Raw genomic sequence first — 23,904 nt, forward strand, 5'->3', positions numbered from 1 at the left:
GTTTGCTCGTTTCCTCCATGTTCTCCTCTCTTGCCTACGGCATTGGTCGGAGAACTGTCGTCAACTCACTCGCATTCATCCCACACTCCTAAGAGTGAGATGTGGGACTTCTGCTCAAAGAGTTAAAAAACTAACCAAACTCTCGTTACGAAATCTGGGGTACAATACCGCCTTACAGTCTTTGAGATGATTATCCCAATTTCAAATATGCGTCTATTTCGAGAAAAAGAATGGTTATTTAGTTTACTGGTAATATCTCTAGTTCTATGGCTGATATTTTTAGGAAACTCCCCTTTACGAGATTGGGATGAAGGTACTGTGGCACAGGTTGCCCGTGAAATTTGGCGTGCCCCACTTGGTTCAATGCATTGGCTTTTCCCCACCTTGGGAGGTGAACCTTATCATAATAAGCCACCACTGATGCACTTACTAATTGCTTGGACTTACTCTATCGGAGGCGTGAATGAGTGGACAACACGTCTACCGAGTGCAGTGTTAACTGCTTTGGGAGTACCTTTACTTTACTTGGTGGGATGTTTGCTTTTTAAAGAAAGTTTATCAGCTTTGTTTGCCGCTTTAGTTTACTTAACGATGTTGCCTGTGGTGCGTCACGGAAGGCTAGCAATGCTAGATGGTACAACTATTACCTTTTTCTTGCTTTTGTTGTTTTGTTTGCTAAAAGCACGTCAGAATCGTCAGTATGCTCTAGGTGTGGGATTTTGTCTAGGGTTGATCGCTTTAACTAAAGGGATGATAGTTTTGCCGCTAGGGGCGATCGCTTGTTTATTCCTAATTGCAGATCGGCAGTTTGCTTTGTTAAAAAGCCCCTATTTATTAGTGGGAATGTTTTTAGGAAATGCGCCTGCGATCGCTTGGTTTGCTGCTCAATGGCAGCATTATGGCGAAAATTTCTTACAAGTTAATTTTCAAGCACAAACTTTTGATCGCCTTACACAATCTGTTGAAGGTCATAGTGGGCCTCTCTGGTACTATTTAATTGAGTTAATTAAGTATAGTTTTCCTTGGCTATTATTTTTTCCAGGTGGCTTTTATTTAGCTTGGAAAAAACGTCATACTACCTGGGGTAGCTTAATTATTATTGGCACAATTGTTTACTTAGTAACTATCTCTTTAATGAGAACTAAACTGCCGTGGTATATTATGCCTGTATATCCATTTTTAGCTTTGGCAATTGGTGCTAAACTTAGCGAAATTTGGCAGTATGGTCATTTTAAGGTGCGAATTTTGACAATATTTCTGGCTATTATTTCTATTGCTGGTTTAGGAGGTTGTGTTTACTTTTTTATTAAAAAAGAACCTATTTTAATAGTCATGAGTATTGTTTTGGCAATAAGTATGGGCATCGCAGCCTGGCTAGTTAAACAGCGCGATCGCAACTTTATTCCAGTGTTATTTTCTGGGATGTACTTAGTTTTAGCACTGTTGATGAGTTCGCAATCATGGATTTGGGAATTGAATGAAGCTTTTCCAGTTAAACCAGTAGCGGAATTAATCCGGGCAAATGTTTCACCAGGAACACAAATTTATACTTCTTTTGCTTATGGGCGTCCTAGTTTAGACTTTTATAGCGATTGCAAGGTAACTGCTGCAACTGTGCCAATTTTACAAAAAATGTTATCTAATAAATCTTATTTGCTGTTAGACAATAAGGCTTTAGAGCAAATCAATTTAACTGGTAGTAAAATTCTAGGAGCAGCTAATGGATTTACACTTATTAGCAAAAACTAACAAAACAGAATTCACCAGTAACTATGTTTGTTTACTACTTGTCATGGTGCTACAAGCCTTCATTTGTTACTTGAACAGTGGATTGACTAGATTGGGCTAGATAGATACCCACTAAAACTACAGCGAAAGTCATCCAGTCAAACAAACCTACTTGTTCTGAAAAAATGAACCAAGCGAAAATGGAAGCCAAGACTGGATTGAGGAGAAGGGTAACGGCGACGACGCCTGAGGAGAGTCTGCTGAGGCTATAAGTCAAAAGTCCCTGACCCAACACTTGGCAGAAGAGAGCTTGAAAAATGATGAAAAACCACCCCATCCAAGAATAGGGAAACAATCTCTCTTCGATGAATGGGAGAATAGGCAACAGAAACATTGTAGTCACACCACAACGCCAGAGCATTATGGTTGCGGTAGTAAATCGGGTTTGGAGTTGTTCTATCAGCAGCAAATAGGTGGCAATAAAAATTGCGGTTAGAAATGCTAGCGCATCACCAAGTATTTGGTCAGTTGCAAATTGCATCTTATGAAGTTCAAAGGCGATCGCTCCTAAAAGGGCTATGACCATACCAATAACAAATCTGTTATCGAAGCGCCGACCTAATAACAGATACCCAGCCGCAGCAACGAATAAGGGATTCAAATTAGACAGTAAAGCCACGTTAGCAACGCTAGTTTGACTCAGCGACCAAGCCCACAACAACAGGGAGGTCGTTGCAGCACTTCCCATTGCCAATAACAGCCACACGTCCTGTTTTGTAAAAGGCTTCTTTTCTATAGGTTGATGATCAGGTTGTTGGCGGCGCAAAGCCTCAAGTCCATTCCACAGCCCAAAGACGACTGCGGCGATCCAACTGCGATGAAATCCTACAGCATTTGCACCAATTTCTTGTTCGCACAATTTTGCCAGAGATGGTGCCAAAGATATGGGAATTAGGGCAACAAATAATGAGATAGCTCCTAATAAAGCTGGTGTTTCAAAGAATTGTTGCTTTAGTAATGACAGTTTGATCGTCATACTTTTAACGAAAGTGTTAACTATAGTTTTGACTGATTCCTGAAACGGCAAATTAACAGCAGCTTGGCTAGATATGGCTAAGTATAAACCCATTAAAACTACAGCAAAACCTACCCAATTTGAGAAAGTTAATTTTTCCGAAAATATTACAAGAGCGAAAATGCCACTAAATACTGGCTCTAATAGATGCACTAAGGAGACAACCACAGAGGAAAACTTGGCAAGGCTATAGGTCAAAAGCCCATGACCTAAAACTTGGCAGATCAGGGCTAGGGAAATCACCCAAAGCCACCCACTGACTGTAGAGGGGAAAACCTGATCTTGAGTGAACAAAAGTATGGGGAAGATGACTAAAGCCGCGATCGCACTGATCCACAACTGGATTGTGGCGGGAGAAAATTTGGTTCGTAATTTTTCTACAATTAGCAGGTATCCACTTAAGAAAACCGCAGAAACGATCGCAGCAAAGCCTCCTTGAACTTCGTCTGTGGCGATTTGCAGTTCCTCAAATTCAATAGCGATCGCTCCCCCAAGCGCAATGACCATCCCAATTAGGAATTGGCGCTTCATACCCTGACGAAATAACAGCCACACTCCTAAGCTAGTAAATATAGGGGCAAGGTTATGCAACACACTAGAAATCGCAACGCTAGTTTGAGTCAGCGACCAAGCCAAAAAGACTAAAGTGGCAGCCCAAAGAATACCAGCGCCTAGCAATAGGCATAGATCCTGACTGGTGTAGGTCTGCTGTTCTACAGGTTTTTCTAAGGAGAATTGCTGCCGTATTGCCTTGTATCCATGCCATACCAAGAAGACCACACTAGCAAGCCAAAAGCGATTAAATACAGTGGCACTGGGGCTGAGTTCAATTTCGCTCAATTTCATAAAAATAGAGCCAAAAGAAATGGCACCTACACCTACAAATAATGAAGCGATCGCTATCTTCGTTTGATTGGATACATTCATTAGGAAATTTAAATATATAGATCAAACCCTCTAACCAACCCAACGCTCTTGGGCAAATCCTACAGCTATTTTGGCTAGTAGTGTCACAAAAGCGCCCAATATTAAATATCCCTGACGAGGATGGCGAGATAGCAGCACACCAATGGCTATATTCAGAGGCACTATACCATAGGCGAGGCGGCTCAAGGAGATAGTACCTCCAGAAGCTAGGAGCAAACCAATACCGCAAAAGCCATAAATAACTGTAACTGCGGTCAATTTCGTGTGTAAGCGCCACAACACATAGCCACCACCTAAGACCATGAATAAGTTGAGCAAGTTATTGATCCACTCTTCACTTGCCAGAATCAACAACAATAAGACTAAAGCATAAAAGCCATAGAATAATTTCACAGAACTAAAACGTTGACGGAAACGCCATAAAAGATAACTACTAGCAACAATTACGCCAAACAACAACAGATACCAGGGATCTTGAATCCCGCCAGAGGGGTTTTGAACCCAACCATATTGCCAATTTTTTGTGCCAACTGCAATTTGCATCAGCATATTTAACCAACCTTGCCAATCAAACCCCAGAGTTGGTCGCCATCCGCGTTGTGCTTCGATAAAAGCTAAAGGGTTACCAAAATAAATCGCACAATACAAACTGAATAGAAGTATGCCAATGGCGGTAGTAAAACCAGCTATATAGGCAATGGGTGGTCGGCGTTCTTTCCACGCTGCGATCGCAAATGCTGGAATTAGTGCCATACCTGTAGGACGTGTTGCTGTCGCCATCGCGCCCCAAAGCGCAGTCCAGCCATACTGCTTTTGATCAAACGCCCGCAAAGCCGATGTACTCAAAAACAAATAAAGCCCCTCTGTGTAAATCACGCCCGTAAACATGGAAGATGGATACAAAGAAACTACAGCAGTCGTCCACTGCGCTGCATTGATCCCATAATTCTCTTTGATCCAAAAGTACAAACAGTAAAGGGCTGCGAAAAATGCCAAGTTGTTGACTAACGTACCGGCTAACTCAAACGGCAAGCCCAGTTTCATCAAAACCCAAATGCTTAAGGGAAACAGGGGAAAGAAGGCAAGATTGTGTTGCTTACCGTCATTCACAAATTCATATCCAGAAGTAGCGATCGCTCGGTAATGCATACTATCCCATGCATCAACAACCCCCCAGCCAAAACGGGGCAAAAATTCTTCTGCTGGTAACGGTAGCTTTGGCGCAACCAGCAACATAGCAGTGCAGATGAATATTCGACTGGCAAGCCATATTACTGCTGGAAAAAGGAAATCATTTTTCCATAAAACTTTTTTTATAACTATCTGAACTTTAACCATAAGCTTGAGTGCTTCAACAAACTCCTTTATATATTTTTTTACATATAGCTGCAACACAGCAATTTATGAGTAATATTTTGCATATTAAATCTTCCACCAACATCATTAACAAACTGGACAGATTATCAATTAATTAAAATTATTTCTTATTTGGTTACTTTTGACAATTTTTTCCTAATTTATCTTTAAAAAGATACTATTTATAAATACAATTTTTGTCTAGTTATATGAAAGTTGAGCAACTTTAGTACTTTATGGCTAGCAATTTATCGAGTTAAAATTAACGGATTGGGGCTAGCGCAGTGAGGAGGACACAGGTAAATTTTCCTTCTTTGCGTCCTTTCCTTGCGTCTCCCCCTCCCCGTCATCAGTGTATCGATTATAGTGATTCCTGTTATTAATGAGTCCCCGGCAATTTATAGTGGGAGTTGTCTGTAAATCCTTAAGCAATTGTGAAAGCGATTACTCTTGTTGGTTCCACTGGTTCTATTGGTACTCAGACTTTAGATATTGTCACTCAGTACCCAGATCAGTTTCGGATTGTGGGATTGGCAGCTGGGAACAATGTAGAGATGTTGGCTGCTCAAATTCGGCAGTTTCGACCGGAAATAGCAGCCATCTGCTCAGAAGATAAATTACCAGCGCTCAAAGAAGCTATCATTGACCTCGATCCCCAACCGATTCTACTGGCTGGTGAGGCGGGAGTGATAGAAGTCGCTCGCTACGGTGATGCTCAAACCGTTGTCACTGGGATCGTTGGTTGTGCTGGTTTGCTACCCACGATCGCAGCTATTGAAGCTGGTAAAGATATTGCCTTAGCGAACAAAGAAACCCTGATTGCTGGGGCCCCTGTGGTTCTACCCTTAGTTGAAAAACATGGTGTAAAACTACTCCCTGCCGATTCCGAACATTCCGCAATCTTTCAGTGCCTCCAAGGTGTGCCAAAGGCAGGCTTGCGGAAAATTTTGCTGACTGCATCAGGTGGGGCTTTCCGGGATTGGGATGTAGAAAAGTTAGCAGATGTAACCGTTGCTGACGCTCTTAAGCATCCTAATTGGTCGATGGGGCGTAAAATCACTGTAGACTCTGCTACTTTGATGAATAAAGGACTGGAAGTAATTGAGGCTCACTTTCTCTTTGGCTTAGATTATGACAATATCGAAATTGTCATTCATCCCCAGAGCATTATTCACTCGCTGATTGAACTGCAAGATACTTCAGTTTTAGCCCAACTTGGTTGGCCAGATATGCGCTTACCTTTACTGTATGCTCTATCTTGGCCCGATCGCATTTACACCAACTGGGAACGACTAGATTTAGTCAAAGCTGGAAACTTAACCTTCCGTGAACCAGATCACCAAAAGTATCCTTGTATGCAGTTAGCTTATGCTGTGGGTAAAGCTGGTGGTTCGATGCCAGCTGTGTTAAATGCCGCAAATGAGCAAGCTGTGGCTTTATTTTTATCAGAAAAAATTCGGTTTTTAGATATTCCCCGGTGTATCGAATGGGTGTGCGATCGCCATCAAAATGATAACCGTTCTAATCCCTCTTTAGATGACATTTTGACAGCAGATAAATGGGCAAGACAAGAAGTTTTAACAGTGACTGAAAAGTTAGAAACTCAGTCGCGGATAATTTCTCTGCGATAAAAACCTTTACCCAGATACCCAAAAGGCAGATTTTCTGGCTTTTGATTAATTCTTGTTTAGCCTTCAGCATTAGGCTGAAGGCTAACAGCTAAATTCATTTTTGTCCATCCTCTGCAATGCGTTGTTAGCCTCTTTCTCTGAGAGAGCTATTGATTAACTAAAGACATTTGTCTTTGGCTTTTGTAATAACAAAACAATTCCTAAAACCGGAAGAGTTAAAGCGATTAAATGTATTACTTGAAACAATGTTAAATTTGTTACAAATTGTGCTGAGAAATATACCCTGATGATTGTCTGAATAATATGAAAAATATACCAACTATAGATCGCAATTGTAATCCATTTTGCCCACACCTTTTCTTGAAATATTCCAACTATTGTGGCAACCGCCACTAAAGCAGCGATCGCTGGAAAAAATATTGCTGTCAAAGATATCTCGCTACCAGCAGTATTATTTCGAGCTATTAGAATCCAAATTATTGCATTAGCTACACAAGCTAGGGCAATCAACCCTAAATATACTATGCTGTATAACTTTCCAACTTTGGTATAAATTTTGGTTACCATACACTCTATTCTGAGCCTTTTGATTCTCACAAATCAAATAGCGTTACTGTATCGTTACAAAAATATAACTGTTTTATAATGTAATTATTTATACAAAAACATCAATAAAAAATCTTTTTAAGAATTCTGCCAAATTGCCAAATAAGTTGCCTCTTATCTGAATCATTGCCTCCTTTTCAGGTAATATGGCATTGGTACAGTTAAAAAATCTTACCTTTAGTATCTATTCCAAATTAGGTCTAATAGCTTTAGTACTAATAATTTTTACTTCAGATAAAAACTTCCCCTTTCTGAATAAACGCCTTGTCAGGTAAGGGCTATTGTTAAGGAATTTCTACATTATGATTGCTACGTTGATTGTAGCTTGGATTATCTTCATAATATTGTGGAAGTTGTTAAAAGCAACCGTGAGTAGTGCATTAACTATTGCCGCAATCCTGATTTTATTAAACATTAGTTTTGGCATTACCCCACAAGATATTTGGCATCACATAATGCAGTTTACGCAAACTATATCACAGTTTCAAAACGGCAAGTAAAAAATTAAAAATTCACCTTTATGAACGAAGGTGAATTACAAAAAATGAATAAATAAAATTTACAACATTGAAGTAAATTGCCTTTTTAAGCTTTGTTAGTCAATTTTTATTTAATGCTGAAATTTTAGCCAGTGCATCCTTAACACTCGTCGGCAACTGACGCATAATCTTCCCTCTTTCGCGATCTAAAGCTACTAAAGTCACCTTGGCAGTGACGTACAATTGTTGTCCATCAGTTGAGACAATGGCATAGTCCCAATTGATTCGGACACCAGTCACCTCAGCCATGCGCGTTTTTACCAGCACTGATATGCCCAATTGAATTGAACGGTGATAGCGCACCGACAGTTCTACTACTGGTAAATCGCAACCTATAGCGACTAAATCAGCAAATTCAATCCCTATAGATCGCAAGCATTCAATCCGCGCTTCTTCCATCCAAGCTAGATAGGAACCGTGCCAGACAAGACCGGCATAGTCAGTGTGGTGGGGTTGCACTCTGACAGGATATTCAAACCAATTCCCAAATTCATTAGTTGATGGATTGTCAAGGGCGCTGGTTGGTGTTAGTTTTGGTTGGCTGGGTTTTTCTTCTGACATCTTCAAATTTCTCAGTACCTATAAATTTTCCAAATTATTGAATAGCATAAAAATTAATTGCGTTGCCGGACTTATTGATTTAATATTTACCTTCCGAGTATAGGGAGTGTTTTGTTATGCAGCTTAATCTCCGGTATGTGAGTGTTGTTACTTTTACTCTACTTAGTTTACTAGGTTTTGGGATGGCATACCCAGACAATAACCAAGTAAGCAAAAATGCAAGGTTGAGGTACGACTCTGGAGAAAAAGCTCAAGCTTTATCCAAGAATAATCAACTCTCAGAAATTACAAGGCTCAACGAAGAAGCTATCAAAGAATCTCGGCAAGGTCAATCAAAAGAGGCGTTGCAGACATTACAAAAAGCATTAGCCATCAGTAGAGAACTTGGAGAGCGCTCTTGGGAATGGCGATCGCGTTAACTTTAGAAATGTCGCCACTTGGTCACTCCCCCATGTGGATTTAGTAGTGTTGAGCGCCTGTGAAACCGGCTTGGGACGCAAGTTAGGTAACGGTGAGGAAATTTTGGGCTTTGGCTATCAGATGCAACAAACCGGCGCAAAAGCTGCGATCGCCTCATTGTGGTCTGTAGATGATGGTGGTACACAGGCACTTATGAGCGTTTTTTATAATATCCTCTCTACTGATAAGTTGACTAAAACTGAAGCTTTACGCCAAGCTCAAGTCTCATTAATTACTGGGGACTCGAAGGTAAGAAGTCATAATGTCCCCGTTGCAGCAGTTAGTAATTTTAGTCACCCGTACTACTGGGCATCCTTTATTTTGATTGGCAATGGACTTTAACTGTTTGCCTGATGTGTCAGCGAGAAAATTCATTAAAAATTCATAATTCATAATTGATAATTCATAATTGCGTTATATTAAGTAGATTTAGATCCAAGCAAAACGGGGTTGCTTGCTTGATAGTTGCAGGTTAAAAAAACCTGCCTTTTAATTATGAATTATGAATTAGTAATTACTAATTATCTTGTGCGTTTTACCAACCTTCCAGCTAAAGGCTCAGAATCCGGCTCGTGAGGTTTTGGCAGATACAAAAAAATATGCGACGGCCCAGCCACGAGCCAATCACTTAATGGTAATGGAGAATAGGTAAGAGCGATCGCTAACTAACCCACCATTACCAATTACCAATAATCAATTTCTAATTTGCCATCGACCTTTGGAACCTTAATACTTCTTGGCAAGAGTTTTAGAGCCTGTATCGGTTTGCATAGATTGCTTGACAAGATCAGCCAGTTCATCTAACTGGCTAATTGCCTCTGCACCTTCTAGCTTCATTAATTCGCGGTCATCCCGCATTTCCGTCCAAGTAATCCCGTAATCGGACACCAAAAACCGAATCAGGTGGTTATCACCCAAGCTAACCATAAACGATGCACTATTCATTTGGTCGCCACAGGTGTAACAGGATGCAAGATACCCGCGCCGCTCTAATACAACCGCCAAGGCTTGCAGGTTCATTACCAAGTCTTGGACGAATTGTCGATGTTGATGTGCTAGTCTCAGAAACACTTTTGTCCTCCAGACACCACAGTAATTTGAGTTTCTTTTATATTTTCTTTAGATTTTCTCATCCACTGGTATTGTAAACTATTCAATACAATTACCAGACAGATGATATTGAGTCGTTAATTGACTACCTTGTTTAGGGTAGTAGATCAGGTTTTTGAGCGCCGTATCAAACTATTCAGTTTGCAAATTAAAAATCTCGGACAGAATTGCTAAATTTAACTATATCTTTATACACTTATGTCGGGGTAGATTCTTACAAGAAGCGATCCGCTTTAAGAGTAACTTAAATCTAGCACTAGTCAACTACAGAAAAGTTACATATTTCGCTTTTATTGGCGACGTGCAGCCTAAATGAGTGTTATTAGAAGCTATAACGTAGTTTTACATCGTTATAGTGTCTTTTTTAGATGTTTCCTCTGTTCTCTTTCTAACGTAGATTTTGGTATAGACAAAGAATTAAGTATACCAAATTCGCTCCTCCTGTATATATAAAGTTGAGCAGATAACAGTACAAATTTCATATTCAGTACTATAAGCAGGTTAGTTATAGTTCTTTATACAAACTTTACGTAATTAATAGACAAGTGTGTAGAATCCACAATGGATAAACTCAACACTGACAATACCTAAACTCAGCAGAGAAATGTTGCCATTTAGGCAATATTATTTTCAGCTATTTTTTCTACATACCAGCCATGTGCGCTTAACCTAATTACTTCTGCTCTTTCTCCCCTTGCTTGCTTGGGGGATGGTCATGATGGAGTGTGGAATCTGTTTGCAGAAATTGGCAGCACCGCACATCGGCAGGAAATTTTAGACTGGTATCACCTCAAAGAGAATCAATACATCGGTTGGTGGGTCGCTCAAACGCCTGAAAGCGGCAGAGATATTTCTTTGGCATTTTGGCATTTTCTCATTCCCTGGCTGATAACCAGAGAATAAGAAAATCCTAACTTGCAGCTAAATTGCCCCAACCAACGTAGGGTAATTTTGCAGCCGTTACCCGAACTTGGTCAGCATTGGCTACCAACTGACCGCAAGCGTCCCAAGTTCCAGAAATAAATGTGCTTCTTGTCCCTTCACCGATCGCAACTGGGGCGGTGTAATCACCAATTTGCACTTGCAAGGTTTCCAAATTCACTGTCACGGCGGCTTGGGGATTGGCAGCGACTAACTCTTGCAGTTGTTTAACAGTAACAGCATCGGCTGTCACACAAGGTATGCCCATTGCCACACAGTTACCAAAAAAGATTTCGGCGAAGCTTTCACCGATTAAAGCTTGGATTCCCCATTTTGCGATCGCTTGGGGTGCGTGTTCCCGTGATGAACCACAGCCAAAATTTCTATTGACTATTAAAATATTCGCCCCTTGGTACTGGGGTTGGTCAAAGGGATGTTCACCTTTAAGTGCTGTCCGGTCATCGATAAACGCACCTTCACCTAACCCATCAAAGGTAACGGCTTTCAAATATCGCGCGGGAATGATGCGATCGGTATCTATATCATTGCCCACTAAGGGTATGCCACGCCCTGAAACTGTTTTAACTTCACTCACCATAAACTTAAGTTCTTACTTGAATTATTGAAATTTCTCCATTCCCCTCCTTGCTTTTGGGGTGGGGTTACAGCAACTCGCGTACATCAGAGACTTCGCCTTTAATCGCAGCAGTGGCGACCATTGCCGGACTCATTAATAATGTCCGACCGGAAGAGGAACCCTGTCTTCCTTTAAAGTTGCGGTTGGAGGAAGAAGCGCTGATTTGTCTTCCTTGTAGCTTATCGGGGTTCATAGCTAGACACATAGAACATCCTGGTTCCCGCCACTCAAATCCGGCTTCCTGAAAGATTTTATCCAGTCCTTCAGCTTCCGCCTCTTCTTTCACCCGTTCAGAACCAGGGACAACAAAGGCTTTGATTCCTTCTGCAACGTGGCGACCTTTGGCTATTTTCGCCGCTTCTCGCAAATCAGTAATTCTGCCGTTGGTGCAACTCCCAATAAAGCAAACATCTATTTTAGTGCCCTTGATGGGTTGACCAGGATATAAATCCATGTAGCGGTAAGCTTCTTCAGCAATAAATCGGTCTTCTTCCAGCAGCTCTTCTGGTTGAGGCACTGACTGGTTAACACCGATACCTTGACCGGGAGTAATCCCCCAGGTGACAGTAGGAGAGATTTCCGCAGCGTTGAATAGCACTATATCATCGTACTGGGCATTAGCATCGCTCTTGATGGAATCCCACCAAGCCACTGCTTTATCCCAATCTGCATTTTTGGGTGCAAAATCTCTGCCTTTGAGGTAATCGTAGGTGACTTGATCGGGATTGACGTAGCCGCATCTAGCACCGCCTTCGATCGCCATATTGCAGACAGTCATCCTCTCTTCCATATTCATTTGTTCAAATGTCGTACCTGCAAATTCGTAAGCATAGCCCACGCCACCTTTAACACCAAGTGAGCGGATGATATGTAAAATTACATCTTTGGCGTAAACACCAGGGTTGAGAGTGCCGTTAACTGCGATTTTGCGGACTTTCAGTTTGGAGAGAGCAAGGGTTTGGGAAGCAAGAACATCCCGGACTTGGCTAGTACCAATACCAAATGCGATCGCACCAAATGCCCCATGACTGGAAGTGTGGCTATCTCCACAAGCGATCGTCATTCCTGGCTGAGTCAGCCCAAGTTCTGGAGCGATCACATGAACTATACCCTGACTACCAGAACCGATATTGTAAAAAGTTATGTTATTTTCTTGACAGTTACTTTCGAGCGCCTGAATCATTTCTTCTGCCAAGCTATCGGCAAAGGGACGCGCCTGGTTTTCTGTAGGCACAATATGATCGACTGTGGCGACGGTACGCTGTGGAAACAGGACTTTTAGACCCCTCTCGCGTAACATAGCAAAGGCTTGGGGACTGGTGACTTCATGAATTAGGTGAAGCCCGATAAATAGTTGCGTCAGTCCTGAGGGAAGTGTACCAACGGTGTGTAAGTCCCAAACTTTATCAAACAGGGTACCTTTGCTCATACGTCAATCAATATTTCAAGAGTCCGGTCTTAAATAGTATCAAAAAAAAGTCTCGGTTTTGGCAGATCACTTAATATTACTTACACCTTTGCCCTCTTATTTCTCTGTGCCGCGCCAGTTGCTACAACGGGGGGAACCCCCGCGTCGATATTGCTGATGTGCTGCTAGCGATCGCTCGTCGTGTGAGTCAAAGTCTGGATAAAATTACTTTGGAGTCACCCAACAAGTTTAATGAGTTGCTGCAAGGTGCTTGGAAGGTCTTAAACTCCGAGGTGACGGCGGGAAAACTTAAGGTTCCGGTGCTTGGTGATGTCAGTTTATCCGCAGATAAAATGTTAATCCGGTTTTGGCAGAGGCGAGAGAACTACAGTGAGAAATCAGGGAACCGAAAAACAATTAGATTATGAAACCAGAAACCAAAAATGTTTTGTTAAAAGCTTACGCACAATTGCACCAAATCACAGAAGAATTGTACTCAGCCTCAGATAAAGCTGTAGAAAACAACGATTTTGAGGACGCTAGCTTACTCGCTAGCAGAGCAGATAGACTTTATGAAGAGATAGAAAATTTAGAGATTGTAATTTCAGAACAGGAGGAAATATGAAAACAATCCAAGAGTTAAAGACTCGTATTCAAGAACTCAGTAAACAAGCTGTTGAATTTAGTAGAAAAGCATCTGAAGTGTGTTTAAGTGACCGTCAGCAAGCCAAGTATTTTAGACAGCAAGCAAGAGAAGCTAGCAAACGCGCTCAAGTATTGATACAGGAGTTAAAACGCCAGGAAGTTTAATTTTGCACTCTAGATTTACGTCAGCTTATGACAAACTCGCAACCACCAGAAGATAACCATGTAAACAGCGATGTCTACGACGGGCTATTCGGCGTCGCTCTCTGAAACAATTAGCTTGGCGATCAAATCCTCCGTGGGACAGTTTAAGCTGATTTTGGCACGGTGTAATTATGCTAGAGAGCGCGATCGCTTAATCTCCAGATTGCGGGAAATTTGTCAAGCTGAAATTCGTGTTTTGGCGGTACAGCAATCCAACAGGACTCTTTATACTGCCATTCAGGAAGAATTCGGCGAAAAAATACCAGCCTGTGTGATGGTTGTGGGTTTGGAATCAGTGCAGAATTTATCTGTGATGTTAACTTCTGCGAATCAGGTGCGGGAGGAGTTTCGCAAGAATTTTGCTTTTCCCTTAGTGTTGTGGATTGACGATGAAATCTACAAACAACTAATACAGCTTGCGCCAGATTTGGAAAGTTGGGCAACTACGAGAAATTTTGCCATATCAACACAGGAATTAGTAGATTTTATCATCCAAACCGCTAATCAATGGTTTAGTAATAACTTAAAATTTAGCGTAGATGAATATATTAAACTGGAAAATAAGTTAGAAGCAGCGCAAAAATATTTACTCAAAAAGCCAGATGTTTATAATTTAGAAATTCAAGCAAATTTAGAATCTTTGTTAGGTTTTATCAAACAGATAAATAATCAAAAAGATTCGGCGTTAGAGCATTATCATAAAGCTTACAAGCTTTGGCAGGAAAGTAATAATTTAGAACGGCAGGCAAAAATCCCTGACTTTTCAGGCCATGTGGAAAACCTAACCCCCCAGCTCCCTTTCCTATTAGGGAAGGGGGAGAATTCAAAGCCTCTCTCCTTGCAGGAGAGAGGTTTGGAGAGAGGTTTTCCAGATCCTCCTATGAAAAGGCAGGCAAAAATCCTCGCTGAAATAGGCTTTTAGGAAAAAGTGGGGAGTGGGGAGAGTTAGAACCTCAACGTTCAGCCTTTGAACTCGGAACTTCGACCTCTGAACTCGGAACTTCAGCCTTTGAACTCGGAACTTCGACCTCTGAACTCGGAACTTCAGCCTTTGAACTCGGAACTTCGACCTCTGAACTCGGAACTTCGACCTCTGAACTCGGAACTTCGACCTCTGAACTCGGAACTTCGACCTCAAAACCTCAACGTTCGACTTTTGAACTTGGAACTTCGACCTCAGAACCTCAAAATCCCCACTCTGTACAGACGCTATTAATCGCGTCTCTCCCCACTCCCCACTCTCTCCTCTCCCAACTCCGCAAAAACGAACAGCACAACCTCCGCACAGTACTAATTTTTGATCAATTTGAGGCTTCTGGCAGTGGTGACAACACCATCAAACTCTGGGATGTCAGACAGGCAAAGCCATCAAAACCCTGACTGGGCATAGCAGTAGGGTCAGTAGCGTCGGATTCAGCCCCGATGGCAAGACACTGGCTTCTGGCAGTGGTGACACCTTACCCTTTTCCCCACTTCTGCAAGAAGTCTAATATATGAAATAGACGAAATAGATAATCACAAGGTGGAAGGATGGCATACAGCGATTTTAGTCTCGCTAAGGTGAAAAAGAGTTTTGACTTAACACTTGATGAAACTCGTAATTTATTTGCTGATACAAAACCTGTTACACCATCAGAAACTCTCAGGACAATTTTAATAGATTACATTCCTTTAGCAACTGCAATTTCAACCGAAAAAGCTAGGTCAGAGTTTTTAATCGCACCAATACTGGCAGAGGTTAGACGCTTCTTAAATAATAAAATCTCACTGTTCTCTGGAAATGAATTTAATGTTGATGCAACTCAAGACTTGCAAGGCTTTTGCGATTACATTATCAGCAATTCCCAAGAGCAATTATTTATTTCTGCTCCGGTAATGTTTATTTTTGAAGCGAAAAAAGAAGATATTATCGGTGGTCTGGGTCAATGTGTAGCGGCAATGATTGCGGCGCAGTTGTTCAATCAAAATCAAGGTAATGAAGTTGGGCGAATTTATGGCTCGGTTACTAGTGGAACTAACTGGAAGTTTTTATTTTTAGAAGAGACGACTGTTTATATAGATTCGACTGAGTACTATATTAAAGAAGTTGATAAAATTTTGGGTATTTTGTTGCAACCTTTTCAGCCTGTTTTAACTGCTGTTTGAATGTATAGCAGGTGATGATATAACTTACCTGGTCACGGTTTAAAATTTGTTGAAAAATAAGAGAAGTTAGAAAACTCGTCCACCATTAACACTATTCAATTGATATGAGTCTATATTGTTTAGTTCACGGTGCCTTCCAAGCCACTTGGTGTTGGGATTTGCTAATTCACTACTTAGAAGCACAGGGTCACAAAACTGTAGCAGTGGATTTGCCAATTGAAAGTGCATCTGCTACTTTGTCCCAATTTGCAGATGTAGTAATTCAAGCGCTGCCAAAAACTGATGATGATATTGTCCTAGTCGGTCACTCAATGGCTGGTACTATAATTCCCCTGGTTGCAGAAGCGGTAAAAGTGCGTCAACTAGTGTTTGTGGCTGCGCTACTCCCCTATCCTGGAATCAGTACACTCGACCAATTTTCTCATCGTCTTGATTCTGATACGCTCAAATCATTTAATTACCAACCAAAAGAGCCAAGTATACTCGAACAATTCCACGATGAGCCTGATATGTATGAACCAGCTTCCGTAGGGAAAGATTATTCAGACGAAGCAGTATTAAGGAATTTTTTCTTTCATGATTGTCAACCAGATGTAGCACAGTGGGCAATCTCGAAAAGTCGTTCGCAACAATCTATGGCATATATGTTTGAAACGAATCCTCTAAAAGCTTTGCCGCATGTTGAGCGTAAATATATTGTTTGTACCAATGACCGAATAATATCTCCTACATGGTCACGCTATGCTGCACGCAAGCGCTTAGGAGTTGATGCCGTTGAGCTACCTTCTGGACATTGCCCACATCTGTCTCGTCCTGACCTTCTTGCTTCAGTATTACAGCAGTTTTCATGTATTTGAACCACATCTGTTGTAAGGGTAAAGCGCATTGCTAAACCCCTACCGCGTGGTCTATTTACCTGAAAATAGCTGTAACTAATGATTAATTGTTTGAGCAGTTTTCGCTTGGGTCAATTGTTGGCATGTGCAACGCCGATATTAGTAGCCGCTCAATTAGAGATTGTCAATCCATTTAAAAAAGGCTAGAAACCGCATCTAAGCTGTCTCTAGCCTTTATTTACTTAATGGGCAGTACCAGACTCGAACTGATGACATCCTGCTTGTAAGGCAGGCGCTCTACCAACTGAGCTAACCGCCCTTTTGTTCAATCCTTAACTAATATAGCAAAAGATTTCGCATCGCGCTAGTAGTTTTAAGAAAATCTTTTTTTCTCTTATACTGACTCAGTATTCAGTTACTCAGCACTGGCTCAACGCCCCGCTATCGCTAACAGGATTTAGGATGCCCTCTGGTCGGACGCACGATCGCATTACTATGTATGCTCTGCCATTCGTGGCGGGCGTTACTTTCTGGCAAACTCGCAGTAGCAATGCAACTTTGTTGGTTGCAGGCGGGTTTCTCTTTGGCGGGCTGATGTTTGGCCCGGATTTAGATATTTACTCTGTGCAATTTCAACGCTGGGGTTTCTTGCGCTGGATTTGGCTACCTTATCAAAAAAGTCTCCGGCATCGTTCTTTTTTATCCCACGGGCCGATTATTGGCACGATTGGGCGGATACTTTATCTGGGGTGTTTGCTTGCTATCTTGGCAATTTTCGTTTTGGCGATCGCCGAAAGGTTATGGAATCTAAGCTTTACTTGGCAAGATTTGGGTGGAACTGTGGGGCGATCGCTCGTGCAATACAATACTGAATATATCGCCCTCTTTTTGGGTTTAGAACTCGGTGCAATGAGTCATTCTCTGAGCGATTGGGGGGGTTCGGCTTATAAGCGTTTTAAAAAGCAGGGGGTTCGGGGGTTGCTTCCTAGTGGCAAAATTAAGAAGCGGAAAGTGAGGGGTGGTAGTCGTCGGGCGAGAGTGAAGAAATAATTTTTTTTAACGCAAAGGGACGCTAAGGGAAGCGCAGAGGTACGCAGAGGTATGGAAAAGGTAAATGAGAGTTTGGCGGCGTTGCAGGAGTTGATTGAGGTGGTGGCGAAGTTGCGATCGCCTGATGGTGGTTGTCCGTGGGATTTGGCTCAAACTGCCCAAACGCTGACGCCTTATGTGATTGAGGAAGCTTATGAGGTGGTGGACGCGATTAAGAGTGGGGATAAGGGTGCGATCGCACAGGAGTTAGGCGATTTATTATTACAGGTGGTATTGCAAGCCCAAATTGCTAGCGAATCTGGGCAATTTTCTCTCAAAGAAATAACTCAGGGGATTTCCCAAAAGTTGATTCGCCGTCATCCCCATGTGTTTGGTGATGTGTCGGTTGCCAGTGTGGATGAGGTGCGGCAAAATTGGGAACAAATCAAGGCTGCGGAAAAGGGCGAAGCATCTCCAGAGGCGCAAAAACTTAGTGCTAAACTCGGTCGTTATGGGCGCACTCTTCCCCCACTGACGGCAGCAATGAAGATTTCCCAAAAAACTGCGGCGATCGGGTTTGAATGGGAAAATATTCAGGGCGTCTGGGATAAGTTTTATGAGGAGTTGGGCGAGTTTCAACAGGCTTTAGCTGAGGAAACACCAGAACGGCAAGAAGCAGAATTAGGCGATTTACTGTTTGCAGTTATTCAGCTAGCCCGTTGGCATAATCTTGACCCCAGCACCGCTTTGCAAGGCACAAATCAACGATTTGTCCAGCGATTAGAAAAAATGGAGGCAGTTGTTGACCGTCCCCTTTCTGATTACAGTTTGGATGAGTTAGAAAACTTGTGGCAACAGGCAAAAGCTCAACTTGCTCAAAAAGGGAGTGGGGAGTAGGGAATGGGGAATGGGGCATGGGGCATGGGCATAGGTTATTCTCCTTGTCCTCTTATCTCCCCCAGTTTTTTTCTTCTCTACAAGACGCTGCGGGTACAATTTTGAATTTTGAATTTTGAATTTTGAATTTTGAATTGATTTCTCCCCACTCCCTTCTTCAAGATTTTTCAGCATCGAACCACTTATCATGTAGCGATTGATAAGTGCCATTTTCTTTGAGATTCAGCAACGCCTGATTAATTGGTTTGCGGTAGGGACTGTTGTTAGGCAGAATGATGCCGTAGCTTTCTTCACGCAAGATACTACCAACAATCTGTACTTTCCCTTTGCCTTCGTTGGCAGCATAGAACAGAAGTACAGGCGCATCAAACACCACAGCATCAGCTTTTTTGGTTTGCAGAGCATTGTAAGCTTGCTCAATTTTGGTAACTTCTAAAACTGAAATCTTATGTTCTCGCACATATGCGGCGGCTGTGCTACCCGCAGTTGTGGCCACTACCTTGCCGGATAAATCGTCTATACTCTTGATATCACCCTGAAGCTGTTGTATTGTCAATAAGGTAGTCGCGCTGGCTGTAAAGTAGGCGGCAAAAAGTACTCCGATGAACATCCAGACAATACCTACTAGGCGTCCCAGTACTCCTTTGGGCATTTCATCCGCTTGGGTTGCTAATGTGGCAGCTGCCCACCAACAAGCTTTGAAAATGCCGGGAAAGTATGATTGGGGAATCATCCCATCTTTATGATGGCGCTCAGATAACCAAATAATGTGGCCTGCTACGACAATTAACACTAGAGCAACGCCTATTACCTGCAAGAGCCTAGTAGAGAAAAATAATTGCAAAATATTTGGGAAGGCACTGTTGTTGGTTTCTGAGTTTCGTACCATAATTTGCAGCCCCCCAGTTAAAATGGGTAATGAGAAATCAAAATTCTGCTGGCGTTCGGCTGTAATGGAGATAGCTGCAATTCCCAAATTAGCTTTGTTGTCTTTGATAGCAGTAAGCAGTTCCGGCACAGAGGAATATTCAATAAATTTAGACTCTACACCTATTTGGTTGGCGATGCTACGCCAGAGGTCGATGCTGAATCCCGATAACTCACCTTTGTTTAGTATCACAAAGGGCGGTATAACTCGTGTAGCTACTAATAACGTTTGTTGGAGTTGTGGTTTTTGGGCTAGTCCTGGGGATGTCATTAACAATAATGCCAGAATCCCACCTACTAATCCTATGCAGGTATACAGTGCTAAGGAACGCCTGGTTTTGTTTTTACGGTCATATCTGCCAATCGGGCTTTTTCTCCCAGCTAGAATTTGGCGAAATCTAGTAGCGATCGCATTTCTCATTAGAATTTTCTAAAGGTTGTATGCTATATCTATTTATCATGCCCACCCCATATCAAATATGACATTTATCATCCCCCTAAAACCGATTTTTTTCAGATTTAGAGGGATGAACATGAGTGATATCGGAATGCCAGATGAAGATGGTTATGCGCTGATTCGCAAAGTGCGAATCAGCGAAGCAGCTCGAGGAAAAAAAATTCCAGTAGCACTGACAACCTTTGCTAGAGATGAAGAGTCCAAACTGGCTCTGCAAGCTGGATTCCACGTTCATCTATCCAAGCCAATCGAGCCAGATAAGTTGGTGACAGTAGTGGCGAACCTGGTTAAAGGCAGTAAATAAGTTTAACTCAATTCCGTGGGTTTAAGTCCCCCGGTTCAATAAAAAAGCAAGTTTTGTGTTGGGGTTAAATCCCCATTACAAAACAAAATTTACGAACTTGTACTGAGCCTGTCTTGAGCTTGTCCTGAGCGCAGTCGAAGAGCGTAGCCGAAGTATTACGAATTATTTAACGTACAGTCAACGTCCACTTTTTCCTTAAAGGTAGGCTCTACTTCTCTTTTTTACAAAATTTTTGCGTTTCTGTAAATCATATTTATGGTCTTAATGATATCATGTTCGCATAATTAGTTATGATTTCCACAGTCATTGCACCCCACCCCTTAATCCCCTCCCCGCTCTTCGGGAGGGGAGACGAAGCGTAGCTTTGGCAGGGTGGGGTTCTTCGGGTTTAATAAGTAATCAAGCGAACATGATATGATAAGTCTTTTACAGGACATGATATCATTCATCCCTGCCCATGAATTATCAATTAGAAGCTGCCTTTTCTGCTACAGTACGAATTATTTCCTCCAGCGTTTGGAGTAATTCTTGCTCGTTGTAAGGTTTAGAAAAGTAAGCCCTAGCACCCAATTGCATCGCCAATTGCCGATGTTTATTGCTACTACGAGAAGTCAGCATGGCAACTGGAATATTTTTTGTATCAACGTCTGAATTTACCTTACCTAAAAAGCCATAACCATCAAGGCGAGGCATTTCAATATCGCAAATTACTGCCTCAACTCTCAATCCACTATGGAGTTTTTCTAAGGCATCTTGACCGTCTTTAGCTTGCTCTACTTGATAACCTCCTTTTTCAAGGGTCAGCGCTAAAAAGCGGCGAACATTAATCGAATCATCTACGATTAAAATTGTGCCTTTCTGTTTAACAGACGCGGCTGATATTTTCTCTTCATCAAATATGAGGAATGGTGTTTTTAACCTTGCTGATGGTAATTGAGTACCTCTCTTAGTCCGCCGATTTGTAGCAATCCAATACAGCAACTCATTAATATTAACTAGTGGCACTACTCGACCATCACCGAGAATTGTGCAGTTGCTGAAGCCTTCAGGTAAAGGTATATTTCCCTCGACTTGGCGAATAGCAACTTCCTGTTCACCCCAGCAACGGTCTATTTGGATCGCTACTGACTGATTATTACCTTTGACTACTAAGACGCTGTTAGCATTAATTGCTGCCGGAGTCTCTAACTCTGAGCTATAGCGCAGGCAATTAAACTCTAAATAACGAGTCAGGCGAATCAGTGGCAGCATGGTTCCTTGCCAATTTAGGACTTCACTACCTGCCATTTGGAAAACTCGCTCGTCTTGGAGTAAAGATATTTCTGAAATGACATCTGTGGGAAATGCCAATAGCATTTTGTTGATTTCTACCAGCAGAACTCGCGCCACGGAAAGTGTAAATGGTACTGATAAGGTAAAAGTAGTACCAACCCCTGGTTCCGTATCAACTTTCACATCTCCTCGAATCAGTTTGAGGTTGTTGCGAACCACATCCATACCGACACCGCGACCAGATAATGCTGTGACTTGCTCGGAGGTGGTAAAACCTGGTTCAAAAATTAGTGATAACAGTTCTTCATCACTAGCATTAGCGAGTAGAGAAGCATCTAATCCCATAGCTAGGGCGCGGGTGCGAATTTTCTCTAGAGAAATGCCCCAACCATCATCACGGATAGTAATCAGGGTGCGATTGCTGCGGTGAGTAGCTGTAATTTCAATCAATCCTTGTTCTGGTTTACCCAGAAGGCGGCGGGTGCTAGAGTCTTCGATACCATGATCGAAAGCATTCCTTAAGAGATGCATTAAAGGTTCGTTTAATGCTTCTAAAATGCTGCGTTCAATTAAAGTGTTGCCACCTTCAATTTTTAACTGGACATTTTTCCCATACTCTACATTTAAATCGCGCAAGGCTCTGGGAAAACGTTCAATTAAATCGGACAGCGGCCGCATTCGGATGTGATTGAGCTTTGTTTGTAACTGTTTGGATGTTTTGTTCAGTTTCCGAGCAATTTGGTCTGTATCATCTACACTCAATTGAACATCAGTTGTGACTTCCTGTACCTGAACAATGGTTTCCATAACTTCCTGCGATCGCAGGTTTAAATCGTTATAGCGATCCATTTCTAAAGTATCAAATTCCCTCTCTGTACCTTGTGTTTGGTGGCTATTTTCAGCTTGCACCCGCACCCCAGCTTGAGTAGAAATTTTGTCATATACTATACGTAATTCCTGGTTTTCTCGGTCGAGAACTTGGACTCGCTGGTTCAGGTTACGAACGAGTTTGCGTAATCTTTCTAGTTGCGAGTTTAACCCATTTCGCTGGACAATCAGTTCGCCAAATAAATCATTAATTTGCTCTAGTTGTTTGCTGGGAACTCTGACGCTATTTTCATGAGTTTCCCGCTCTTTAGCAACGCCATTTGGCTCTGCTTTACCTTCGCCAAATCTGGCATCTAGAGGATTATTTTCTCTAGCAAATATTGTATTATGCTCAGTGACATTGACAGCATTAACATCATCGGCCAATTCTGCATCTACAAATGTAAAATTAGCAGCTATCGCTTCATGATTAGTCCAATTTTCTCTAGTATTTTCTAGTGGCCAAACAGATGTTGACACTACTTGTGTATCTGTGGCTATATGTGGTATTACTTCTGCTGGTAATAGTGGCTGGGATTGCGTATAACTACTATTTAAGTCAAGTTCTGTAGGCAAGTTATCTAGTTGATTAGTCAGCACCAACGCTTGCGATCGCCGCCATGCTTGCAATGCTAACCGGGCAATTTCTGGAATGCGCGAGCTGCTAACAGTTTCCAATTGCTGCGTTACTGACTCACAAAGCTTGGTAAAAGCTGCCAACTGGAGCATTTCACCCAAACCGCCCAATTCAGCTGCCATGATCACAACTTCTTCATGCAAACCAGGCTGTTCGCTATCTGCCAATATAAATTCTAGGCGTTGCAAACACTCTTCTACTTCTGTGCCAAATAGCAAAGGGATAACGTCTTGGCCATCTTCTGGGGATAGCATGGTTGAGGCATCCTCAGGGGTAGGATCGCCCAAGCGATCGTGCAACTCATCAAAAATTGGGTAACAAAAGGTTGCTAACCACGCATCTTCAACAAGATTGCCTTCTGCAAGCAATTCTACAATTTGACGCAGCCAATCAACTCCAGATAGCAATAAACTTTGCAACTGAGTATCAATTTCGAGAGAATTTTTTTTAGTTTTTAAAACTTTAAAGGAATCTTCCAGACGGTGAGCTAAATCACTTAGCGATCTAAATCCCATCATCCCCGCGCCACCTTTAATAGAATGAGCGGCCCGGAGTGCAGCATTGATTTTATCCAAATCGATGCGGTTAGTAGTATCAATTTCCAGCAATACCGTTTCTAAGGTATTCAAGTAATCAGTTGCTTCTTCCAGAAACTGCATCTGGATTTCTAGTTCTTTGTCTTGTAACATGGTTTTTGTCCTTGGTCAACATAATTCGTAATTGATA

23 protein-coding genes, 1 tRNA gene and 4 pseudogenes are annotated in these 23,904 nt (G+C 42.0%); 18 read left to right on the plus strand and 10 right to left on the minus strand.

Features of this window, described 5'->3' with window-relative positions; all coding sequences use genetic code 11:
- Together LC586_RS13840 and LC586_RS13845 are read left to right on the plus strand one after the other, a co-directional pair.
- On the plus strand, positions 1-190 hold a 190-nt coding region (locus LC586_RS13840; protein ID WP_229485374.1), incomplete at its 5' end, for a hypothetical protein.
- Between the two features lie 17 nt (positions 191-207).
- Positions 208-1,749, plus strand: coding sequence for an ArnT family glycosyltransferase (locus LC586_RS13845; protein WP_229485375.1), 1,542 nt, complete (start codon positions 208-210; stop codon positions 1,747-1,749).
- 49 nt (positions 1,750-1,798) lie between these two features.
- On the opposite strand, the gene LC586_RS13850 is transcribed toward LC586_RS13845, so the two are convergent.
- Both LC586_RS13850 and LC586_RS13855 read right to left on the minus strand, forming a co-directional pair.
- Positions 1,799-3,730, minus strand: coding sequence for a DMT family transporter (locus LC586_RS13850; RefSeq protein ID WP_229485376.1), 1,932 nt, complete (start codon positions 3,728-3,730; stop codon positions 1,799-1,801).
- A gap of 30 nt (positions 3,731-3,760) precedes the next feature.
- A complete protein-coding gene (locus tag LC586_RS13855; protein WP_229485377.1) occupies positions 3,761-5,068 on the minus strand; it encodes a mannosyltransferase family protein in 1,308 nt (435 codons plus the stop codon).
- Between the two features lie 452 nt (positions 5,069-5,520).
- Between LC586_RS13855 and LC586_RS13860 the strand changes: the two genes are divergently transcribed.
- Positions 5,521-6,717, plus strand: coding sequence for a 1-deoxy-D-xylulose-5-phosphate reductoisomerase (locus tag LC586_RS13860; RefSeq protein ID WP_229485378.1), 1,197 nt, complete (start codon positions 5,521-5,523; stop codon positions 6,715-6,717).
- Between the two features lie 153 nt (positions 6,718-6,870).
- On the opposite strand, the gene LC586_RS13865 is transcribed toward LC586_RS13860, so the two are convergent.
- Positions 6,871-7,284 (minus strand): hypothetical protein, encoded by a 414-nt coding sequence (locus tag LC586_RS13865; RefSeq protein WP_229485379.1) that lies wholly within the window; start codon positions 7,282-7,284, stop codon positions 6,871-6,873.
- A gap of 341 nt (positions 7,285-7,625) precedes the next feature.
- Between LC586_RS13865 and LC586_RS13870 the strand changes: the two genes are divergently transcribed.
- On the plus strand, positions 7,626-7,823 hold the full coding sequence (locus LC586_RS13870; RefSeq protein ID WP_229485380.1) for a hypothetical protein: 198 nt from the start codon (positions 7,626-7,628) through the stop codon (positions 7,821-7,823).
- Between the two features lie 99 nt (positions 7,824-7,922).
- Here the strand turns inward: LC586_RS13870 and LC586_RS13875 are convergent, their stop codons facing one another.
- Entirely contained in the window at positions 7,923-8,423 is a 501-nt protein-coding gene (locus LC586_RS13875) for an acyl-CoA thioesterase (RefSeq protein ID WP_229485381.1), read from the minus strand.
- A 116-nt stretch (positions 8,424-8,539) separates the two neighbouring features.
- Here LC586_RS13875 and LC586_RS13880 point away from each other — a divergent pair, with 116 nt between their 5' ends.
- The gene (locus tag LC586_RS13880; protein ID WP_229485382.1) at positions 8,540-8,842 is read left to right on the plus strand and encodes a hypothetical protein; all 303 of its coding nucleotides are present in this window, start codon (positions 8,540-8,542) and stop codon (positions 8,840-8,842) included.
- A pseudogene (locus LC586_RS13885) lies at positions 8,823-9,224 on the plus strand (CHAT domain-containing protein); the annotation flags it as partial. The gene LC586_RS13880 and the pseudogene LC586_RS13885, both read left to right, overlap by 20 nt.
- A gap of 384 nt (positions 9,225-9,608) precedes the next feature.
- Here LC586_RS13885 and LC586_RS13890 read toward each other — a convergent pair.
- Positions 9,609-9,953, minus strand: coding sequence for a DUF1815 family protein (locus tag LC586_RS13890; protein WP_196527888.1), 345 nt, complete (start codon positions 9,951-9,953; stop codon positions 9,609-9,611).
- Positions 9,954-10,679: 726 nt separating this feature from the next.
- Here LC586_RS13890 and LC586_RS13895 point away from each other — a divergent pair.
- A pseudogene (locus tag LC586_RS13895) lies at positions 10,680-10,851 on the plus strand (ISKra4 family transposase); the annotation flags it as partial.
- Positions 10,852-10,902: 51 nt separating this feature from the next.
- Here LC586_RS13895 and leuD read toward each other — a convergent pair.
- Both leuD and leuC read right to left on the minus strand, forming a co-directional pair.
- Entirely contained in the window at positions 10,903-11,511 is a 609-nt protein-coding gene (gene leuD / locus LC586_RS13900; RefSeq protein WP_229485383.1) for a 3-isopropylmalate dehydratase small subunit, read from the minus strand.
- A 64-nt stretch (positions 11,512-11,575) separates the two neighbouring features.
- Complete coding sequence (leuC, locus tag LC586_RS13905) at positions 11,576-12,979, minus strand: 3-isopropylmalate dehydratase large subunit (RefSeq protein WP_229485384.1); 1,404 nt, start codon at positions 12,977-12,979, stop codon at positions 11,576-11,578.
- Between the two features lie 143 nt (positions 12,980-13,122).
- Between leuC and LC586_RS13910 the strand changes: the two are divergent.
- From LC586_RS13910 to LC586_RS13945, 8 genes and pseudogenes are all read left to right on the plus strand, one after another.
- Positions 13,123-13,311 (plus strand): annotated as a pseudogene (locus tag LC586_RS13910) (ATP-binding protein); the annotation flags it as partial.
- Positions 13,312-13,382: 71 nt separating this feature from the next.
- Positions 13,383-13,583 (plus strand): hypothetical protein, encoded by a 201-nt coding sequence (locus LC586_RS13915; RefSeq protein ID WP_229485385.1) that lies wholly within the window; start codon positions 13,383-13,385, stop codon positions 13,581-13,583.
- Positions 13,580-13,768 (plus strand): hypothetical protein, encoded by a 189-nt coding sequence (locus tag LC586_RS13920; protein WP_229485386.1) that lies wholly within the window; start codon positions 13,580-13,582, stop codon positions 13,766-13,768. Before LC586_RS13915 ends, LC586_RS13920 begins: the two co-directional genes overlap by 4 nt.
- 70 nt (positions 13,769-13,838) lie before the next feature.
- A complete protein-coding gene (locus tag LC586_RS13925) occupies positions 13,839-14,729 on the plus strand; it encodes a hypothetical protein (RefSeq protein ID WP_229485387.1) in 891 nt (296 codons plus the stop codon).
- Positions 14,730-14,774: 45 nt separating this feature from the next.
- A complete protein-coding gene (locus LC586_RS13930) occupies positions 14,775-15,023 on the plus strand; it encodes a hypothetical protein (RefSeq protein ID WP_229485388.1) in 249 nt (82 codons plus the stop codon).
- 95 nt (positions 15,024-15,118) lie between these two features.
- A pseudogene (locus LC586_RS42610) lies at positions 15,119-15,297 on the plus strand (WD40 repeat domain-containing protein); the annotation flags it as partial.
- A 40-nt stretch (positions 15,298-15,337) separates the two neighbouring features.
- The gene (locus LC586_RS13940; RefSeq protein ID WP_229485389.1) at positions 15,338-15,952 is read left to right on the plus strand and encodes a hypothetical protein; all 615 of its coding nucleotides are present in this window, start codon (positions 15,338-15,340) and stop codon (positions 15,950-15,952) included.
- 104 nt (positions 15,953-16,056) lie between these two features.
- Entirely contained in the window at positions 16,057-16,809 is a 753-nt protein-coding gene (locus tag LC586_RS13945; RefSeq protein ID WP_229485390.1) for an alpha/beta fold hydrolase, read from the plus strand.
- A 225-nt stretch (positions 16,810-17,034) separates the two neighbouring features.
- Here the strand turns inward: LC586_RS13945 and LC586_RS13950 are convergent.
- Positions 17,035-17,107, minus strand: a tRNA-Val gene (locus tag LC586_RS13950).
- 143 nt (positions 17,108-17,250) lie between these two features.
- Here LC586_RS13950 and LC586_RS13955 point away from each other — a divergent pair.
- Positions 17,251-17,838 (plus strand): metal-binding protein, encoded by a 588-nt coding sequence (locus LC586_RS13955; protein WP_229485391.1) that lies wholly within the window; start codon positions 17,251-17,253, stop codon positions 17,836-17,838.
- A gap of 51 nt (positions 17,839-17,889) precedes the next feature.
- Positions 17,890-18,714, plus strand: coding sequence for a nucleoside triphosphate pyrophosphohydrolase (gene mazG, locus LC586_RS13960; RefSeq protein WP_229485392.1), 825 nt, complete (start codon positions 17,890-17,892; stop codon positions 18,712-18,714).
- Positions 18,715-18,871: 157 nt separating this feature from the next.
- Here mazG and LC586_RS13965 read toward each other — a convergent pair whose 3' ends face one another.
- Positions 18,872-20,062 (minus strand): transporter substrate-binding domain-containing protein, encoded by a 1,191-nt coding sequence (locus tag LC586_RS13965; protein WP_229485393.1) that lies wholly within the window; start codon positions 20,060-20,062, stop codon positions 18,872-18,874.
- A 112-nt stretch (positions 20,063-20,174) separates the two neighbouring features.
- Here LC586_RS13965 and LC586_RS13970 point away from each other — a divergent pair, with 112 nt between their 5' ends.
- Complete coding sequence (locus LC586_RS13970) at positions 20,175-20,402, plus strand: response regulator (RefSeq protein WP_229485394.1); 228 nt, start codon at positions 20,175-20,177, stop codon at positions 20,400-20,402.
- Positions 20,403-20,867: 465 nt separating this feature from the next.
- On the opposite strand, the gene LC586_RS13975 is transcribed toward LC586_RS13970, so the two are convergent.
- Positions 20,868-23,867, minus strand: coding sequence for a hybrid sensor histidine kinase/response regulator (locus LC586_RS13975; RefSeq protein ID WP_229485395.1), 3,000 nt, complete (start codon positions 23,865-23,867; stop codon positions 20,868-20,870).
- Positions 23,868-23,904 lie beyond the last annotated feature (37 nt).

The organism is Nostoc favosum CHAB5714 (assembly GCF_020829495.1).
In the GTDB taxonomy this organism is placed as follows: Bacteria; Cyanobacteriota; Cyanobacteriia; order Cyanobacteriales; family Nostocaceae; genus Nostoc; species Nostoc favosum.

Bases quoted from the DNA above. Each gene is read 5' to 3' on its own strand.
- LC586_RS13845 (WP_229485375.1), top strand. From the start codon at position 208: ATGCGTCTATTTCGAGAAAAAGAATGGTTATTTAGTTTACTGGTAATA.
- LC586_RS13850 (WP_229485376.1), bottom strand. From the start codon at position 3,730: ATGAATGTATCCAATCAAACGAAGATAGCGATCGCTTCATTATTTGTA.
- LC586_RS13855 (WP_229485377.1), bottom strand. From the start codon at position 5,068: ATGGTTAAAGTTCAGATAGTTATAAAAAAAGTTTTATGGAAAAATGAT.
- LC586_RS13865 (WP_229485379.1), bottom strand. From the start codon at position 7,284: ATGGTAACCAAAATTTATACCAAAGTTGGAAAGTTATACAGCATAGTA.
- LC586_RS13870 (WP_229485380.1), top strand. From the start codon at position 7,626: ATGATTGCTACGTTGATTGTAGCTTGGATTATCTTCATAATATTGTGG.
- LC586_RS13875 (WP_229485381.1), bottom strand. From the start codon at position 8,423: ATGTCAGAAGAAAAACCCAGCCAACCAAAACTAACACCAACCAGCGCC.
- LC586_RS13880 (WP_229485382.1), top strand. From the start codon at position 8,540: ATGCAGCTTAATCTCCGGTATGTGAGTGTTGTTACTTTTACTCTACTT.
- leuD (WP_229485383.1), bottom strand. From the start codon at position 11,511: ATGGTGAGTGAAGTTAAAACAGTTTCAGGGCGTGGCATACCCTTAGTG.
- leuC (WP_229485384.1), bottom strand. From the start codon at position 12,979: ATGAGCAAAGGTACCCTGTTTGATAAAGTTTGGGACTTACACACCGTT.
- LC586_RS13915 (WP_229485385.1), top strand. From the start codon at position 13,383: ATGAAACCAGAAACCAAAAATGTTTTGTTAAAAGCTTACGCACAATTG.
- LC586_RS13920 (WP_229485386.1), top strand. From the start codon at position 13,580: ATGAAAACAATCCAAGAGTTAAAGACTCGTATTCAAGAACTCAGTAAA.
- LC586_RS13925 (WP_229485387.1), top strand. From the start codon at position 13,839: ATGTCTACGACGGGCTATTCGGCGTCGCTCTCTGAAACAATTAGCTTG.
- LC586_RS13940 (WP_229485389.1), top strand. From the start codon at position 15,338: ATGGCATACAGCGATTTTAGTCTCGCTAAGGTGAAAAAGAGTTTTGAC.
- LC586_RS13945 (WP_229485390.1), top strand. From the start codon at position 16,057: ATGAGTCTATATTGTTTAGTTCACGGTGCCTTCCAAGCCACTTGGTGT.
- LC586_RS13955 (WP_229485391.1), top strand. From the start codon at position 17,251: ATGCCCTCTGGTCGGACGCACGATCGCATTACTATGTATGCTCTGCCA.
- mazG (WP_229485392.1), top strand. From the start codon at position 17,890: ATGGAAAAGGTAAATGAGAGTTTGGCGGCGTTGCAGGAGTTGATTGAG.
- LC586_RS13965 (WP_229485393.1), bottom strand. From the start codon at position 20,062: ATGAGAAATGCGATCGCTACTAGATTTCGCCAAATTCTAGCTGGGAGA.
- LC586_RS13970 (WP_229485394.1), top strand. From the start codon at position 20,175: ATGAGTGATATCGGAATGCCAGATGAAGATGGTTATGCGCTGATTCGC.
- LC586_RS13975 (WP_229485395.1), bottom strand. From the start codon at position 23,867: ATGTTACAAGACAAAGAACTAGAAATCCAGATGCAGTTTCTGGAAGAA.